Annotated in this window: 16 protein-coding genes and 1 pseudogene; 13 read left to right on the plus strand and 4 right to left on the minus strand. The window is 62.8% G+C overall.

What is annotated here, in order from left to right; genetic code table 11:
* Positions 1 to 3: 3 nt before the first annotated feature.
* On the minus strand, positions 4 to 1,758 hold the full coding sequence (locus LB566_RS19680) for a hypothetical protein (protein WP_224625721.1): 1,755 nt from the start codon (positions 1,756 to 1,758) through the stop codon (positions 4 to 6).
* A 152-nt stretch (positions 1,759 to 1,910) separates the two neighbouring features.
* Here LB566_RS19680 and LB566_RS19685 point away from each other — a divergent pair, with 152 nt between their 5' ends.
* The 12 genes and pseudogenes from LB566_RS19685 (at position 1,911) to LB566_RS19740 (ending at position 11,659) form a co-directional block, all read left to right on the plus strand.
* Entirely contained in the window at positions 1,911 to 3,014 is a 1,104-nt protein-coding gene (locus LB566_RS19685) for an inositol-3-phosphate synthase (protein WP_224625723.1), read from the plus strand.
* The gene (locus LB566_RS19690; protein WP_224625725.1) at positions 3,011 to 3,607 is read left to right on the plus strand and encodes a histidine phosphatase family protein; all 597 of its coding nucleotides are present in this window, start codon (positions 3,011 to 3,013) and stop codon (positions 3,605 to 3,607) included. Before LB566_RS19685 ends, LB566_RS19690 begins: the two co-directional genes overlap by 4 nt.
* A 14-nt stretch (positions 3,608 to 3,621) precedes the next feature.
* A complete protein-coding gene (locus LB566_RS19695) occupies positions 3,622 to 4,722 on the plus strand; it encodes a glycosyltransferase (RefSeq protein ID WP_224625728.1) in 1,101 nt (366 codons plus the stop codon).
* Positions 4,722 to 5,525, plus strand: coding sequence for a sugar phosphate nucleotidyltransferase (locus LB566_RS19700; RefSeq protein WP_224625729.1), 804 nt, complete (start codon positions 4,722 to 4,724; stop codon positions 5,523 to 5,525). Before LB566_RS19695 ends, LB566_RS19700 begins: the two co-directional genes overlap by 1 nt.
* Before the next feature lie 2 nt (positions 5,526 to 5,527).
* Positions 5,528 to 6,289: a TIGR04290 family methyltransferase gene (locus tag LB566_RS19705; protein ID WP_224625731.1), complete on the plus strand. Its 762-nt coding sequence runs from the start codon at positions 5,528 to 5,530 to the stop codon at positions 6,287 to 6,289.
* Positions 6,282 to 7,208 (plus strand): beta-xylosidase, encoded by a 927-nt coding sequence (locus LB566_RS19710; RefSeq protein ID WP_224625750.1) that lies wholly within the window; start codon positions 6,282 to 6,284, stop codon positions 7,206 to 7,208. Before LB566_RS19705 ends, LB566_RS19710 begins: the two co-directional genes overlap by 8 nt.
* A gap of 7 nt (positions 7,209 to 7,215) precedes the next feature.
* Positions 7,216 to 8,052: a PIG-L deacetylase family protein gene (locus LB566_RS19715; RefSeq protein WP_224625752.1), complete on the plus strand. Its 837-nt coding sequence runs from the start codon at positions 7,216 to 7,218 to the stop codon at positions 8,050 to 8,052.
* Positions 8,049 to 9,113: a glycosyltransferase family 4 protein gene (locus tag LB566_RS19720; RefSeq protein ID WP_224625755.1), complete on the plus strand. Its 1,065-nt coding sequence runs from the start codon at positions 8,049 to 8,051 to the stop codon at positions 9,111 to 9,113. The genes LB566_RS19715 and LB566_RS19720 overlap by 4 nt, the downstream gene beginning before the upstream one ends.
* Before the next feature lie 8 nt (positions 9,114 to 9,121).
* Positions 9,122 to 10,102, plus strand: a complete 981-nt coding sequence (locus tag LB566_RS19725) for a GNAT family N-acetyltransferase (protein WP_224625757.1) — start codon at positions 9,122 to 9,124, stop codon at positions 10,100 to 10,102.
* Between the two features lie 70 nt (positions 10,103 to 10,172).
* Positions 10,173 to 10,901, plus strand: a pseudogene (locus tag LB566_RS19730) (class I SAM-dependent methyltransferase); the annotation flags it as partial.
* Between the two features lie 201 nt (positions 10,902 to 11,102).
* Entirely contained in the window at positions 11,103 to 11,321 is a 219-nt protein-coding gene (locus LB566_RS19735; RefSeq protein WP_140553530.1) for a hypothetical protein, read from the plus strand.
* Between the two features lie 161 nt (positions 11,322 to 11,482).
* Positions 11,483 to 11,659, plus strand: a complete 177-nt coding sequence (locus LB566_RS19740; RefSeq protein ID WP_140553474.1) for a hypothetical protein — start codon at positions 11,483 to 11,485, stop codon at positions 11,657 to 11,659.
* Here the strand turns inward: LB566_RS19740 and LB566_RS19745 are convergent, their stop codons facing one another.
* Positions 11,660 to 12,223 carry a sigma-70 family RNA polymerase sigma factor gene (locus tag LB566_RS19745; protein WP_140553532.1) on the minus strand — a complete coding sequence of 188 codons (564 nt, stop codon included), beginning with the start codon at positions 12,221 to 12,223 and terminating at the stop codon, positions 11,660 to 11,662. It abuts the gene before it with no gap.
* Positions 12,224 to 12,527: 304 nt separating this feature from the next.
* Between LB566_RS19745 and LB566_RS19750 the strand changes: the two genes are divergently transcribed.
* Positions 12,528 to 14,639, plus strand: a complete 2,112-nt coding sequence (locus LB566_RS19750; RefSeq protein ID WP_224625758.1) for a catalase — start codon at positions 12,528 to 12,530, stop codon at positions 14,637 to 14,639.
* Between the two features lie 63 nt (positions 14,640 to 14,702).
* Here the strand turns inward: LB566_RS19750 and LB566_RS19755 are convergent, their stop codons facing one another.
* Positions 14,703 to 15,194, minus strand: a complete 492-nt coding sequence (locus LB566_RS19755; protein WP_224625760.1) for a hypothetical protein — start codon at positions 15,192 to 15,194, stop codon at positions 14,703 to 14,705.
* 87 nt (positions 15,195 to 15,281) lie between these two features.
* Positions 15,282 to 16,577 (minus strand): Nramp family divalent metal transporter, encoded by a 1,296-nt coding sequence (locus LB566_RS19760; protein ID WP_224625762.1) that lies wholly within the window; start codon positions 16,575 to 16,577, stop codon positions 15,282 to 15,284.
* Positions 16,578 to 17,026 lie beyond the last annotated feature (449 nt).

The raw sequence follows: 17,026 nt of genomic DNA on the forward strand, positions 1-17,026 counted from the left end.
TCGTCACGGCCCGGACCTCTCCAGGAAGCGTAGCAGCCCATTCTTGTACCGCGTTGCCGCAGCTACCAGCCTTGGCTTCTCCGGGCCATGCTCGGATCGGGCAGCAACGTTCCAGAGTCCCAGTTGAAACGCCAAGTAGCAAGGTTCGAGATAGTCAATGAGGCCGGTATCGATATTGAGCCGCTCCCCGGCTTCCATGCGGTGGACCAATGTCGCTAGCTCGCTGTCGGAAAATCCATACTCGACGCGAGCGCCCGCAATGTCCCATTCTATGGGCTGGCAGCCGATCAAATCATGTCCCCGGCAGTGATCGACGGCATCCGTCTTGATCAACGTCCCGTCGGCACAAACGAGAAACTCCCACGGGTGAAGCCTTCCGTCGATCTCGACCCGTGGCAGCGCTTGCGCAGGGCCTTGCTTCGAGAACCAGTTCCGCAGCTCCGCCGCGCACTGCTCGCCAAGGGCTTCGGCGCCATTGTGGACGGCCATATCAACGAGTTCCGGCAATGGAGCACCGGGCTCCGGAGTTCCCAGATTGGCCGCACGCCAGGCGAGATAGCGTGCGAGCTCCGCGACAAGCCTGTCTTTCGACAGGCTTGCCTGATCCATTGTCTTGCCGTCGACCCACCGTTCCACCAGAAAGCCGTGGCAAAGCCCGGCAACTTGCGGTGCGAAACCGGCTTCGTGCAGCATCTTGGCGACTCGCATCTTGCGCTGCCCTGCTTCACCGAGGCCGGCGAATTTGACGAGCCATCGATCGCGGCCCGCAAACGCCAGGAACTTTCGCCGCTCGAAGCCGGGTTGACTAGGCGGCCAGAGCCTCTCCTCGGTGTAGTGGAGGTTTCGCCACCCTCCAGCGGATATTTCGGTCAAGGCCAATTGCGGGCTGCCGGCCGCCTCCGCCACCCAATCGCGCAGTGTCGGGATTTGCGCGCCGCTCGGGAAGGTGCTTTCGAAGGCTATCGCCACATGTTTGCGGCAACCCGACCATGTCTCACGAACCTCCTCTGAGGCTTCGGCACCCGGCCCGCCGGAATGGCTGGGGAACAGGTGGGTGCGGTCCCTATCGATGCCCAGCCGCCGCAACCATGCGACGACGGCGTGCATCGAACTGCCCGACAGGCCGGGGCCCTCGTCGACAACAGCGAAGGAAGCCGACGGCTTGTCCCTCCAGGCGCCGATCAGTTCCGGATCGGCGTTGACATGCCTGCGGAAAGGATGGCCGATCGGGCGCACGCTGATGGGTGCCGGCGCGTCGATCGCCGCGGCGACCAGGGCGGCAAGCCCGAGGCCGATGCTGCGGATGCCGATGACGCATGTGTTCGCCTCGAGGCCTGATGCCCGCGCCGCGCCGAGATAGCTTTCCGGATAAAGCGCATAATGGGCGTACCCCTCGGCCGTGCCGGTAAGAACCTTGCCCCGGCAGTCGAGCGCCGCCAGCATTTGCCCCAGCATGGGATCGACGGCGCCGCTTACCGCGAAGCCGCTTTGCCAGGACCTCGCCACTTCCGCCGCAAGGCCGACCAGCAGCTTGGCGCCTTGCCGTTGCCGCGGCGAAGGGGTGTCTCCGCCGCAGGCCTCGAACTCGATATCGGCCAGCGCCTGGACCAGTTCCGAGACCTTGACGAATAACCCTACCAGCGCAGCGTGGCGTTGGATGCCGCAGGGCCTGCAAGCGAGGCTTCCGGCCATTTCGATTGCAGCCTCGCGAAGCTGCCGCGCGTCTTCCGTTCGTTTGTGGTCGCCGTAGACGATCATCGATCGATTCCAAGCTTGCCGTGCGTCAACGCCGCTTGCGCGGCTTCGATCCATTCTGCCGCGCGCAATTTTTCCACATGCCAAGGAACATTCCGGCAAGCTGGCGGTTCGGCCCCAGGAACTTACCTTGGACAGCACAGGACGGCAGTTTCGTGGGATCGAAGAAAGTTCGTGTCGGTATCGTCGGCGTAGGCAATTGCGCATCCTCCCTGGTGCAAGGCCTTTCCTATTACCGAGACGCAAAAGGCAACGAGCCGATCCCCGGGCTGATGCATGCCGATCTCGGCGGCTACCACGTCGAGGATATCGAGGTCGTCTGTGCGTTCGACGTCGCCAAGGGCAAGGTCGGGCGCGACGTGGCCGAAGCGATCTACAGCGCCCCGAACAACACGTTCCGTTTTGCCGATGCGGTTGCAACCGGGGTTCGCGTCGAGCGTGGCCCCACGTTGGACGGCATCGGCAAATATCTGCGCACGGAAATCGAGGAAGCGCCGGAGCCGGTTGCCAATGTCAGCGAAATCCTGCGGGACAGCGGCGCCGATGTGCTGGTCTCGTACCTGCCGGTGGGGTCGGAGGAAGCGACGTGCTTCTATGCCGAATGTGCCCTCGAGGCCGGCTGTGCCTTCGTCAACTGCATACCGGTTTTCATCGCATCACGGCCCGAATGGCGCTTGCGTTTCGAGGAACGCGGGCTGCCGCTGGTCGGCGACGACATCAAGAGCCAGGTCGGCGCGACCATCGTGCACCGGTTGCTGGCCAATCTCTTCCGCGAGCGCGGCGTCCGCATCGACCGCACCTATCAGTTGAACTTCGGCGGCAACACCGATTTCCTCAACATGCTGGAACGCGAGCGGCTGGAATCGAAGAAGATCTCAAAGACGCAATCCGTGACCAGCCAGTTCGATGTTCCCTTGGAGCCTGGCAACATTCATGTCGGCCCCAGTGACCATGTGCCATGGCTCACCGATCGCAAATGGGCCTATATCCGGGTTGAAGGCACGACCTTCGGCGGAGTGCCGCTCAACGCCGAACTCAAGCTGGAAGTCTGGGATTCGCCCAACTCGGCCGGCGTGGTCATCGACGCCGTGCGCTGCGCCAAGCTGGCGCTTGACCGCGGCATCGCCGGCGCGCTGACCGGTCCGTGCAGCTATTTCATGAAGTCTCCGCCTGAGCAGTTCACCGATGCCGAAGCTCGGCAGCGCACGCTCGCCTTCATCACCGGCAGGGACGAGCCCATGCTCGATGCCGCGGAATGACGACGACCTTCTTCCTGATCCGGCACGCGGCACACGACAATGTCGGCTCCTATCTGGCCGGGCGGATGGGCGGAGTTCGCCTTGGCGAATCCGGTAGGGCCCAGGCGGCGCATCTTGGCCGCCGCATGGGCCGCGAGCCGATCGCCGCTATCTGGTGCAGCCCACGCGAGCGCACCCAGGAAACCGCGAAGCCGATCGCGACTGCCTGTAATGTCGGCGAAATCGCGATCTGCGCCGAACTCGACGAGATCGACTTCGGCATCTGGTCGGGAAAGACGTTCGAGGAGTTGAACGGCGATGCCGGCTGGCAGGCGTGGAACAGTCGGCGGCAGGAAGCAAGCACCCCAAGCGGCGAAACCATGCTGGACGTTCAACAGCGTATCGTCTCGCTCATGGACAAGGCTCGAGAGCGGCATCAGAACCAATGCGTCGCGCTGATCAGCCATGCCGACGTGATCAAGGCAGCCATCTGCAATGTGCTCGGCCTGCCTGTCGGCAACAGCTTTCGCTTCGATATCGACCCCGCCTCCGTCACGACGATCGTGTCTGGAGACTGGGGAGCAAAGCTCATCCGCCTGAACGAACTTGCCTGACGAGGACATGCCGGATGCAGATGGTCATTTTCGGTCTCACCGTCACGTCCTCATGGGGAAACGGCCACGCCACCTTGTGGCGCGGGCTGATCCGTGCGCTGGCCCGGCACGGCTGGTCCATCACCTTTTTCGAGCGCGACACCCCTTACTATGCCGGTACGAGGGACCTCGATCAGTTGGACGGCGGCAACATCGTGCTCTACCCGGACTGGGAGGATATCCGAAGGGTCGCGGAGCAGACGATCAAGCAATCGGACGTCGTCATCATTACCTCCTACTGCCCCGACGCCGTGGACGCTTCGCGCCTGGCGCAGCAGGCATGCCGCGGGCTGCGCGTTTTTTACGACTTGGACACTCCGGTCACGCTGGCTCGCGTCGATCAAGGTGAACGCCCACCCTATTTCGGGCCCGAGGGCCTTGCCGATTTCGATCTCGTCCTGAGTTACACGGGCGGCTCGGCGATCGACGCGCTCAAGACGGTCCTCGGGGCACGCCACGTGGTGCCGCTCTATGGCCATGTCGATCCCGACCAGCACCGGCCGGCAGTACCAAGGGCCGAATTTGCCGGCGATCTGTCCTATCTCGGCACCTATGCGGCGGATCGCCAGGCCGGCGTCGAAAAACTTTTGGTGCGTCCGGCCGCGCGCTTGCCTGACCACCGCTTCATCATCGGCGGTGCGCAATATCCGCAGGAATTCCCGTGGAGCGACAACATCTTCTTCGTCAGGCATCTTCCGCCGGCCGACCATCCGGCCTTCTTTTCATCGTCCCGCCTGACGCTGAATGTGACGCGCGAGGCGATGGCACAGAAGGGTTGGTGCCCCTCGGGCCGGCTGTTCGAAGCGGCGGCATGCGGCGTACCGATCATCACCGACACCTGGCCGGGCCTCGGCAGCTTCTTCGAACCCGGCAGCGAGATTCTGCTGGCGCATGACACGGACGACGTGGTCGCAGCGCTCAAACTGCCAGCGCACGAGCTCGATACAATCCGAAGCCGTGCGCGTGAACGGGTACTGGATGAACACACATCCGCACGGCGCGCGGCGGAGCTGGATCGCATCCTGAACGAAGCCTTGCAAAGGTCGGCCGGCGAACCGATGAAGGAAGCAGTCTGATGTTGGGCATCGTGCCCGCTGCCGGACGCGGCAGCCGCATTCAACCGCTCGGCTTCTCGAAGGAACTGCTGCCGGTCGGGAGCCGGATCGATGGACAGACGGAGCGCCCCTGCGCCGTGAGCGAATATCTGGTGCGGCGGATGGTGCGCGCCGGCGTCGACAAGATCTGTTTCATCATCGGATCGGGCAAATCCGATATCCTCGAATATTATGCCGCGGGCTACGGCGCGGCGACCGCTCTGTTCGTGGTACAGCCCACCCCTGTCGGCCTTTGCGACGCGATCTTCCGGGCGGCACCCCTCGTCGCACCGGACGAGACGGTATTGATCGGCCTTCCTGACACGATCTGGTTTCCCGAGGACGGCTTCTGCCGTCTGCCGGACGACCAGCTGTCATTCCTGCTCTTCCCGGTGGAGCGGCCGGAATTCTTCGATGCCGTGGTTCTCGAAGAGGGAGGCCGGGTGCGGGAAATCCAGGTCAAGCGAGAGGACGCCGCCACGAACTGGATATGGGGCGCCTTCAAGATGCCGGGCCATGTCCTGCACCGGCTAGCGGCACTCTGGCGCGAGCGGGATTGCCATGACGAATATATCGGCACGTTGATCAACGCCCATCTGGCAGCGGGCGGTCAAGCCTATGGTGTCAAGGCAGGGGCCGCCTATGTCGACGTCGGTACCTTCAACGGCTATCGCGCGGCCCTTCGGCTGCTCGACGAAGATGCTGCGTCCAAACAGCACCTGCCCACCATGATCGCGTCCAAGGCACATTCGCATGTGCCTGCCGTTCCGGGCGAAGGAGCCTAGCCATGCTGCATTCCCATGCTGAAATCCGACGCCGTATCGATGCCCTCGGCCCATGGTTCCACAACATGGAACTGGCCGGCGTCGAAACCGCTCCCGACCACTTTCTCGGCAATTACCCGCTGGTCAAGTGGCGCAAGTTCGCCGACGCCATCCCCGCCGACCTAGTCGGCAAGTCCGTGCTCGATATCGGCTGCAATGCCGGTTTCTACTCCATCGAAATGAAACGGCGCGGCGCCGGTCGTGTCCTCGGCATTGATTTCGACGAGGCCTACCTGGCGCAGGCGCACTTTGCCGCCGAGATCGCGGACTGCGACATCGAGTTCCAGAAGCTTTCAGTCTACGACGTCGGTGCCCTGCGCGAGACGTTCGACATCGTGCTTTTCATGGGTGTGCTCTACCACCTGCGCCATCCCCTGCTCGCGCTCGACCTGATCCGCGAGCATGTCGCGGGTGAGTTGATGATTTTTCAGTCGATGCAGCGCGGCAGCAAGGATTTGCCCGCGCTGGAGCAGGACTATCACTTCTGGACGCACGACCTGTTCGACGAGCCGGATTTTCCGAAACTTCATTTCATCGAACATCGCTACGCCGACGATCCGACCAATTGGTGGATCCCGAACCGCGCCTGCACCGAAGCGATGCTGCGCAGCGCCGGTTTCGAAATCTTTCTTCATCCCGAGCAGGAGGTCTATTTCTGCCGTCCCGCCGGCGATCCGGCCGGCGGCGGCGCCGTCTACCCATCGAAAGGACAGTTCCATGATTGAAGCCGCGATGATCTGGAACGAGCCCAACAACAAATCGCACTGGGACCCCGAGCTCGACCCCGATTGGAGCCGCTTCGCCGCCATGGCAATGTTGTCGGCAGATGCGATCGCGGCCGAGAACCCGGCCTTGACCAAGGTACTCGGCGGCATCTCGCCGATCGACCCCGGTTTCATAACGCGCATGAAGGAATTCGGATTGTTGGACCATGTCGACGCCGTCGCGGTGCATGGCTTCCCGCTCGACTGGAACCTGTGGCAGATCCAGGAATGGCCGCAGAAGATCGGTGAGATCGCGGCCGTCACCGATCTCCCGATCTGGGTCAGCGAAGTCGGCGTATCGACCTTCGGCGCTGACGAGATCCAGGTCTGGGGCCTCAGGCGCACCGCTGAATTGCTGCTCGGCAACGCTCCGCGCATCCAGTGGTACAGCCTTTATGATCTCCCGCGCGAATGGGAAGCAACGACGCGCCATCGCGAAGCGGAAGGCTCCTCCTACTATCGTCATTTCCACATGGGGCTGCTGCGCCAGGACGGCACGCCAAAACCGGCACTGGAGGAATTCCTGCGCCATACGCCCGAAATGGGGCTGGTGCAGTGGTTTCATTTCGAGGACCCGCGGCTGGATGACGCCGTCGCCTGGATGAAGCGGCTGGGGGTCACCAATATGCGGACCGGACTTTCCTGGGCCGACAGCTTCAGGCCGAATGCATTGGACTGGTTCGACCGGCAGATGGAAGCGCTCGCCGATTTCGACGTGACCGTCACCTTCTGCTTCACGCCGGAGCATCGCGGGATGATGCCTCACCATACTAGCCCGCCGCTGGTACCGGAGGAATTCGCCGAATTCTGTGCAGCCATGATCCGCCGCTACGCGCCCGCCGTGGCTTCCCCGTCGACGCGGCGGGCCTCGGCAGCGTGAGGCTCCCATGCATCAACAGTCGGCAACCCTGGGCGAATTCGCGGCCCTGTTGACGGGCAGTGATACGGCACACGGCTCCGCCATCATGGTCGTCGTCGCGCATCCGGACGACGAGACGATCGGCATCGGCGGACATCTTGCCGGACTGCGGTCATGCCGCATCGTCCATGTCACGGACGGAGCACCACGTGATCTTGCCGACGCCCAGGCGCATGGTTTCGAGACCTGGCAGGACTATGCCGATGCCCGCCGTGCGGAACTGACGGAAGCCTTGGCCGCGGCCGGGCTGTCGCCATCGGGCCTGACCACCCTTGGCTATCCCGACAAGGAGGCTGCGGCGAATCTGGTAGCGCTCGCGCAGGAGCTCGCCTGCCTTGTTTGCGAACCCGGCATCCGCTTCGTCTGCACACATCCTTTCGAGGGAGGCCATCCCGACCACGACGCGACCGCTTTCGCCGTTCACGCGGCCTGCCATCTTCTGCGCCGTGACCGCCGGCCCGTGCCCACCATCATCGAAATGGCCTTCTATTCGGCAGGCCCGGACGGCCCTGTATTTCAGGATTTCGCCAGCGGCACCGGCGATGGTTGCATAGAGGTCTGCCTGACTGAAGCAGCCTTCCAGCAAAAGCAGCGCATGCTGGCCAGCCATTTGACGCAGCAGCGAACGCTGGCGCCGTTCTCGACCCGGACCGAGCGTTTCCGGCTGGCGCCGACCTATGATTTCCTGAAGCTGCCCAACGATGGGAGGCTCTACTACGAATCGCTGCCGCTGGGCTTCGAGCCCGGCACCTGGCTGCATGCAAGCGCCCGTGCTCACGAGGCGCTCCGGCTCGACCAGCCATGACGCTCACAGTGCTCAATGTTGCCTATCCTCTCGCGCCGGTGGGACCGAACGCCGTTGGCGGCGCCGAGCAGGTGCTGTCAATGCTCGATCAGGCGCTGACCCGCGCCGGCCATCGGTCCATCGTCATTGGCTGCCAGGGCTCCAGTGCGAGCGGCATTCTGGTGGAAACGCCCGTCGAAGCCGGCGTGCTCGACCAGGCGGCAAAGAACCGGGCGCAGCAGTCGCATCGCGCCGCGATCGCCGCCGCCCGCGCCCAATGGGCAATCGACGTGGTTCACCTGCATGGCATCGACTTCGACGCCTACCTGCCTGCCGACGGCCCGACCCTGGTGACCCTTCACCTGCCGCTCGACTGGTACCCGGCCGGGGTGCTGCGCCAGGTGCGCGACGACCTCTGGCTTCACGCGGTGTCGTCGGCCCAGCAGCGAACCGCGCCGCCGGACGCAAGCTTGATTGCCCCGATCGCGAACGGCGTCGACATCGACGCACTCAACCGGCCGCGGACCAGGCGCGACTTCGCCCTCGTGCTCAGCCGCATCTGCCCCGAAAAGGGCATACACCTGGCATTGGATGCCGCCAAACGGGCTGATATGCCGCTGGTCATTGGCGGGCGGGTCTATTCGTACGAAACGCATATCCAATACTTTCGCGATGAAGTCGAACCTCGCCTGGACAGCCGGCGCCGCTTCCTCGGTCCGCTCGGCTTCACCACCAAGCGGCGCCTGCTCAATGCAGCACGCTGCCTGGTCGTTCCGAGCCTTGCCGCCGAGACCAGTTCTCTGGTCGCGATGGAAGCACTCGCCTGCGGCACGCCGGTGATCGCCTTTCCAAATGGTGCGCTTCCGGATGTGGTCGAGCACGGCAAGACCGGCTTTGTCGTCAACAATGTCGACGAGATGGCGCAAGCAATTGCCGCAGCGTCCAGCCTCGATGCCGAGACGTGCCGGAGCGAGGCGCGCCGGCGGTTTTCGCTCGAGCGCATGATCTCGTCCTACATGAGCGCCTATCTTGCGCTGGCCCGGCTCGGCGCCGACCGCAGGCACCTCGCCGCGGCGCAGTGAACGAGCCGATGCTGCGCAGCGAGATCATCGGCGATCCAGAGCGATTGCATGCGCTGGCGCCGCACTGGTGGAAGCTGTGGGAGCAAAGTTCGTCGGCGACACCTTTTCAATCTCCCGCCTGGCTGGTGCCGTGGTGGCGCACATTCGCCCCCGGGGAACTGGCGACGGTCGCCATCTGGAGCGGCGACGATCTGGTGGGCCTGGCGCCGCTCTACCTCGAACATGGGACGGCAGGTTCGAAACTGCTTCCGATCGGCATTTCGCTCAGCGACTATCTGGATGTGCTGTGTGTTCCCGGCAGGGAGGCCAAGGTCGGCGCTGCCCTTGCCGAGAAGATACTTTCGATCGAGTGGTCGCAGTGGATTCTGCCGGATCTGCCGCAGGGCAGTGCCGGCCTAGCGATCGAACATCCCGAATTGAAGGCCGATGGACCTGTCGGCCACGCCGTTTGTCCCGTGCTCACCACCGACGGCGACGACACGCTGGCGGGCTGCGTCCCCGCCCGGCGCAGACGCCAGTTGCGCCGGGCGCGGCGCGCCGCATTTAGACGCGGACGGGTCGAGTTGTCGCCGGCAAGGGATGATCCTCAGCTGTTCCTCGATCACCTGATAGGCCTGCACGGCGCGCGCTGGGCTGGAAACGGAGGCGGCGTGCTGGCCGACCCGGCGGTGGAGCGATTCCACAGGCGCTCACTTCCCCTGCTCGACGCCCGCGATCTGACCCGGTGCTGGTTGCTCGCCATCGACGGCAAGCCAATCGGCGCCTATTACGGATTTCACCATCGCGGCCGTGCCTATGCCTATCTTGGCGGCTTCCATCCCGCCTATGCCGAGGAAAGCCCAGGCGCGATCCTGGTCGGCCACGCTATCGCCGAATCGATCCGCGAAGGTGCGCGCGAATTCGACTTCCTGCGCGGCCAGGAGCCTTACAAATATGGCTGGGGCGCCGGCGACAGGTGGACGATGCGAAGGATTTGGACGCGGAAATGACACGATGGGTTCGATAGGACCGACATCCGTGCGCCGCCGGCTAGCGGTCAGGCTGGCGGTCGAGGACTGTATGGCGGACGCTGTCAGTGCCGAGGCCGTGATCGCCAGGCTGGCGCTGCATCTCCACGCAGGCATCGGGGCAGCCGAATTGGCGGAGATCGTGGCGGAGATCGATCCGGCCGATTCCCGAGACAGGGAAAGGCTGCGGCAGATAGCCGGGTTGCTTCGCCGCGGATCGGAGGTCTTTGCCACGTTGCAGAAAACGGGTTCTGCCGTTCGTCACGAACGCGACGACGACGAGACGGATGCCGACGTCGTCACGCGGCTGGCCTCGGGCTTCGACGCCGCGGCAGCGATTTCCCGGGTGGCGAGTGTCCAGCTGGCTTCTCTCGGCGATGAGGAAAGGCTAGCCGCCACGACCGACGAAATAGTCGCATGGCTGGAAGCGCAAGACTTCACCGGAGCTGGACGAAAGATTCTGGACATCGGTTGCGGCATCGGGCGTTTCGAGCGCGCCCTGTCGGCATCCTCTGGCCGGGTCGTCGGCATAGACATATCGTCGAGGATGATCTCCATCGCCCGTGAGCAATGCGCAGGACTTGGCAATGTAGAGTTGCGGCGGACCTCCGGGCTCGATCTGGCGGAGTTCGGCGACGCGAGTTTCGACTGCGTTCTGGCGGTCGACAGTTTCCCCTATCTGGTACTGGCCGGCGTGGCGGAGCGGCATTTCGGCGAAATCGCGCGCGTCCTCAAAAGGCCGGGCTGGCTGGCCTTGCTGAATTACTCATATCGCGAATCACTGTTTTTGGACCGCGCCGATATCCATCGCCTGGCGCAACGTCACGGATTGCGGATCGCCGTCGATGGCGAAAAGCCGTTTCGGCTGTGGGACGGCGACGCCTTCCTGCTTGCCGGCGTGACGGAACATTACCAGCCAATGCCAGTTCGGGCCTCGAACACAGAGACGCTGAAGAGCGCCGCCAATTCAATGGAGAACAGCATGGCATCCGGCAGCAAGAAACATGTCGGCAGCGGCAGCCACGGCAAAGGTGCCGGCTCCGGAGCAATGACCGAACTGGCCAAGGACAAGATCGAAGAAAACGCGGTTTTGTCGAACAGGGACAAGAAGCAGCACAGCGAGGAACGCGGCTTGGATGGCAATCAGATCAAGTCCGATCAATATCAGGATCACGCCGCAAATCGATTGCCGAAGGACTGAAAGGCGCCGCGCTGCATCCGCGACTCTCGGCAATCGAGAATAGAAGAAAAAACCTGTGCAAGGGCTACCTGGCAACGGTCTCTGCGCCGGCCATCTGCTTGTAATGCCCGGCGCTTGTCATCACAGTAGGATGAAGGACTGCCATCCATCCAGAGAATACGATGTCCCGTTCGAGCGATGATACCATGGACCCGCGCGCAGGCATGGCGATGGATCAGGAGATTGCCTCTCTGCTGATCGCCATCGAACAGGAAAAGGTTCCCGATCGCCTGACCAGACTGGCGATCGAACTGCAAAACGCGCTCGTCGCGAAACGCCGGCGCGACGTAAAGAACTGACTATCTGCGGCTGTCGGCATCGATATCGAACTGTCCATTCGACAGATGATTTCGTCTTTCCACCAGCGTCTGCAGCGAACTCTCCCCCAGGAACTCAAGGACGGCGGCGCGGGCACGATTGAGCCGGCTTTTGACCGTCCCCACCGCACAGCCACATATCTCGGCCGTTTCCTCATAGCTGACACCAAGAACGCCGATCAGCATCAGCACCTCGCGTTGGTGCTCAGGGAGCCTCTGGATGGCGCCGTGAACTTCCTTGCTCTGAACTGTCCATTCCTGGGTGGCTTCCGAAATCGGCCTTGAGGACGCGCAGTCGAGCAGGCCAGGCGCTTCCCTGGCAGCGACCTTGATGCGAGTGTAGTAGGTGTTGCGCATGATGGTGAAGAGCCACGACTTCATGCGCGTGCCGGGTTCGAACTTGTCGATGTTGGCGAGCCCCTTCGTCAGCGTCTCCTGCACCAGATCGTCGGCATCGTCGGGGATGCGGCAGAAGGTGCGCGCGAAAGCCCGCAGCGCGGGTATCAGGTCAACGATGGAAACTTCATGGGTTTCCTGGTCGGCCAAAACATAGCCTTCGCCTGACAATGGTCCAGCTCCCAGAAAGAAGTATGAATGCAGACCCCAGCTAAATGCATGGACGTTTGTATCGTTCCGGGCGTTGAAGACAACTCTCCAGAAAATTCTGCACCGCCGGGATACCGGTCGAACGATCCTGCTGCGCCTGCGCCCCCCTGGCGCGCGTGCACCAGCGTGTCCGCGCTGGCTTCGGGTAGAGGCGGCGCGCCGTTTGTGCGGGAACAAAGCCATGCGCCAGCAGTTCGGCGCCTTGAGCCAAGTCAGCCCGCGGGCGTCAATCGAGGAAAAATTCATGGCCAAATCCGCACACCGTTCAGCTCCCAAATCTGCGAGCGTGCACGATCAGAATGCCGCGCGAGGAAATGGCGGCGAATTGCACCAGATCGCGGGAGCCGAAACGCCTGCTCTTACGACCTCCCTGGGAACTCCTGTCTCCGACGACCAGAACACATTGCGGATCGGCGAGCGCGGACCGTCTTTGATCGAGGACTCCCACTTTCGCGACAAGATCTTCCACTTCGATCACGAACGCATCCCGGAAAGGGTGGTGCATGCCCGCGGTTACGGCGCTCACGGCTATTTCGAGACCTATGAATCGCTGGCCAAATACACGCGCGCAGACATTTTCCAGCGCGCCGGCGAAAAGACGCCAGCCTTCGTGCGGTTCTCGACCGTTGCCGGCAACAAGGGCTCGTTCGATCTCGCCCGAGACGTACGCGGCTTTGCCGTCAAGCTCTACACCAAGGAAGGCAATTGGGACCTCGTCGGCAACAACATTCCCGTCTTCTTCATCCAGGACGCCATCAAATTTCCGGACCTCGTCCATGCCGCCAAGCAGGAGCCCGACCGGGCTTTCCCGCAGGCCCAGACCGCACATGACAATTTCTGGGATTTCATCAGCCTGATGCCGGAATCGATGCACATGGTCATGTGGATCATGTCGGATCGAGCGATACCGCGCTCCTTCCGTTTCATGCAAGGCTTTGGCGTCCATACGTTCCGCCTCGTCAATGCCGACGATGAATCCACATTCGTCAAGTTCATCTGGAAGCCGAGACTCGGCATGCAGTCGGTGATCTGGAACGAAGCGGTCAAGATCAATGGTGCCGATCCCGACTTCCACCGCCGCGACCTGTGGGAAGCGATCCAATCAGGGAACTTCCCGGAATGGGAGCTGACGGTGCAATTGTTCGACCAGGATTTTGCCGACAGCTTCGACTTCGACATCTTGGACGCCACGAAGATCATCCCTGAAGAGATCATCGAGCCAATCCCGGTCGGGCGGCTGGTGCTCGACCGCATGCCGGACAATTTCTTCGCCGAGACCGAGCAGGTCGCATTCATGACCCAGAACGTGCCGCCCGGGATCGACTTCTCCAACGACCCGCTTCTGCAGGGCCGCAACTTCTCCTATCTCGACACCCAGTTGAAGCGGCTGGGCAGCCCGAACTTCACCCATATCCCGATCAACGCTCCGAAGTGCCCCTTCGCGCATTTTCAGCAGGACGGGCACATGGCCATGCACAATCCGGTCGGCCGCGCCAACTATGAGCCGAATTCGTGGGGATCGGGGCCCCGCGAGGATCCGCAACGCGGCTTCCGCTCTTTCGCCGACGCAGAACAAGGTCAGAAAGTGCGTCTGCGGGCTGAGAGCTTCGCGGACCACTACAGCCAGGCGCGGCAATTCTTCAACAGCCAGACACCGCCGGAGCAGCGCCATATCGCTATGGCGCTGACGTTCGAATTGAGCAAGGTGCAGGCACCGGCGATCCGCGAACGCATGGTGGCGCATCTGCTGAACATAGACGAAACGCTGGCGACTCAAGTCGCCGACAGGCTCGGTATTCGAAACATGCCCGACCCCGCCGAGGCCGCCGTCCCGCCGCGCGACGACCTGCCGCCGTCTCCGGCTCTCAGCATCATCGAGAACGGCCCCGACAGTTTCAAAGGCCGCAAGGTCGGCGTGTTGCTGAGCGACGGGGTCGACACTGCCCTTTTCGAACAACTCCGCTCGGCCATCGAAACGGAAGGCGCGGTCATGGAGGTGATCGCACCCAAGGTGGGCGGCGTCGAGGCCGCCGACGGCACCCACATCGAAGCCCGGCACATGATCGACGGGGGTCCATCGGTCCTGTTCGACGCGGTGGTACTGCTCCTGTCCGAGCCGGGCGCCGAGTTGCTGGTGAAGGAGGCAGCCGCGAAGGACTTCGTGTCGGATGCCTTCGCACATTGCAAGTTCATCGGCTTCACACCGGGAGCCGAGCCGCTGCTGGCCAAGGCAGGCGTCGCTGCCGATGCCGATGAGGGATTGATGCGGCTGGACTCCGCAGCCTCCGCCAAGGCATTCGTGCAGGCTTGCCGCAAGCTGCGGCTGTGGGCCCGGGAAGCGGCCGTCAAGCTGTGACGATCAGCGCCGTATGGATTCCCCTGTCCGTGAGCGGCGGTCCGGGTTCCAGCCGGAGGCAGGCTAGGGGCGGTCTTGCTCCTTGGCCTTTTCCCGCTGCTTTCTCAGCACCTCGTCGGTTCCGACCAGCTTCTTGGCTCCGCCCGGAATGGCGGTGGACACCACCGCGGGCGGGTCGCTTGCCGGAAAGGAATCTTCCAGACCCGCCTGCAGCTGATCCTCCAGCGTTTGCGACTCTTCAGAGCGGCCGGACGTTCTGCGATCGCCTATCTTTTCCAGCGGTTGTTTCTTCTTTGGCGACTCGTTCGCGTCCCTGATCCAGCCATAAAGCTGTTCGATCGCGAATTCCTTGATCGCCTCGAAATCAGCCCGATCGTCCTTGGTCGCCTCGATCTGATCGACCATGGCTTTCTCGAACCGGGCAAGGCTATCACCTCCGCAGGCCCGGGAGAGACGCAACAGCGCCTCGTGCAGCATCATCGGGGCGAAACGAGCCGAAGCCTCGAGTCTCAGTTGCTCTAAATGCTCTTGAGTGGCGGCTTGGAACTTTGACATGGACAGCCCTTTCTCTCACACGGACTTCAACGAGAGTTGACCGTGGATGTTCCACTGCGCCTGAACGTCCTTTCCGGGGCCTGCGAACTACATGAACCAGGTCGCCACCAGTCCCGCCGACGCCGCAAAGACCGCTACGGTCGTCACGCCACCCAGAATGTTGGTGGCCCGGCTGTTGACCTTGTCGCCCATGATCTTGCGATTGTTGGTCATGATGAGCATGAGAAGCAGCAGAGGTGGCGTTGAAAAACCCTGGACGATGCCGGACCAGACCAAGGCTTTCATCGGGTTGAAGCCAAGGAAATTGAGACCCACCGCCACCAGGGTGACCACTCCCGTCGCGATGTAGAATTTGGGGGCGTGCCGGGGCCTGGCGTTCAGGCCATTCTTCCACCCCATGGCCTGGGCGAAATCGAAAGCGGCGCCGGCCGTCATGACCGGCACCGCCAGGAAGCCGACGCCGATCACCCCGGCCGCAAAGAGAATTCCGGCCGCGTCGCCGGCAAGCGGCCGCAGCGCTTCGGCCGCCTGCGCCGCCGTTTCGATCTGGGTCTGCCCTGCCTCGTACAGCGTCGATCCGGTCGAAAGGATGATGAAATACATGATCAGATTGGAAAAAATCATGCCGATCAGGATATCGCGCCGGGACCGGCGGAGTTCACCCTCGGTGGCTCCCTTGCGCTCTTCGAGGCTCGTCCTGCCCTTGGCGATCTCCTCCTCCACCTCCTGATTGGACTGCCAGGTGTAGAGATATGCGGAGAGCGTCGTGCCGATGATGGCGACGATGATGGACAGATATTCGCGGCTGAACTCGATTTTCGGCAGCAAGGTGCCGCGCAGCACAGAGATCACGTCCGGCTTGGCGAGCACGGCGGAGACCACATAGGCAAGCAGGGCCAGCGCCAACCATCGGAATATGTTGCGGATCAGCTTGTAGGATCCGAACACCTGCAAGGCAAAAATGATCATCGCAACGACAATGACGACCAAGTTTGAAGGCAGCGGAACGAACAGCACGACAGCCGCCGACATCGCGCCAAGATCGGCGGCTGCCTCGATCGTGTTGCCGATCAGCACGCCCACCAGCACGGACCACAGCAGCCAACGCGGATAGAAATCGGAAATGACCTTGAAAAGACCGCGGCCCGAGACTTGGCCAAGTTTGGACGAGAGATAGACGACGATGTACATCATCGGGAGAGTGACGGGAGCCGTCCACAAAAGGTCGGGCCCGAACCGGGCTCCGGCACTCGCATAGGTGCCAATGGCCGAGCAGTCGTCGTCGGCCGCCCCGGTGATCAGTCCGAGCCCGAGCGCCCGGGTGATGCCGCCGTTTTTCCGCTGCCTCTCGCTTTGGTCGGCATTGTCAGATGATCCACTCATTGGAGATGCGTGTCCAACGAGGCCACACAGGAGAAAATCATGTCGATTGTTCCGACCGGATGCCGTTGCTGAGATTGAGGCTCGAACCCCCGGTCAGGCTTTTTGTTCCTGTGGAAGCCTGATGGAACGCAGCGGTCGCATTGGCCCTTGATGCCGCTGGAGCATATCGGCTTTGATCGACATGGATATGGACGGGCCGACGAGGAGAACGCAGCTCGATCATGCACCTCGCTGCATACCGGCCTGCTCGTTGCTGATGGTCCCGGCAAGGCTCTGGTATCCGGAAAATGGCGTCGGCTCGCGCTTGTGGGGTCTCAGCCCGCTGGAGGACCAACAACTTGCCCGGTGATGTGGGTTCCCACCGCCCCGATCCATGGCGGGGCCGCGCTGCTCGTGGCGGCTCTCTGGATCGGCCCAAGCGTAAGGCGGCGAGCCCGGCACGGGGCGAT

The organism is Mesorhizobium sp. CA13, assembly GCF_020165235.1.
GTDB lineage: Bacteria > Pseudomonadota > Alphaproteobacteria > Rhizobiales > Rhizobiaceae > Mesorhizobium.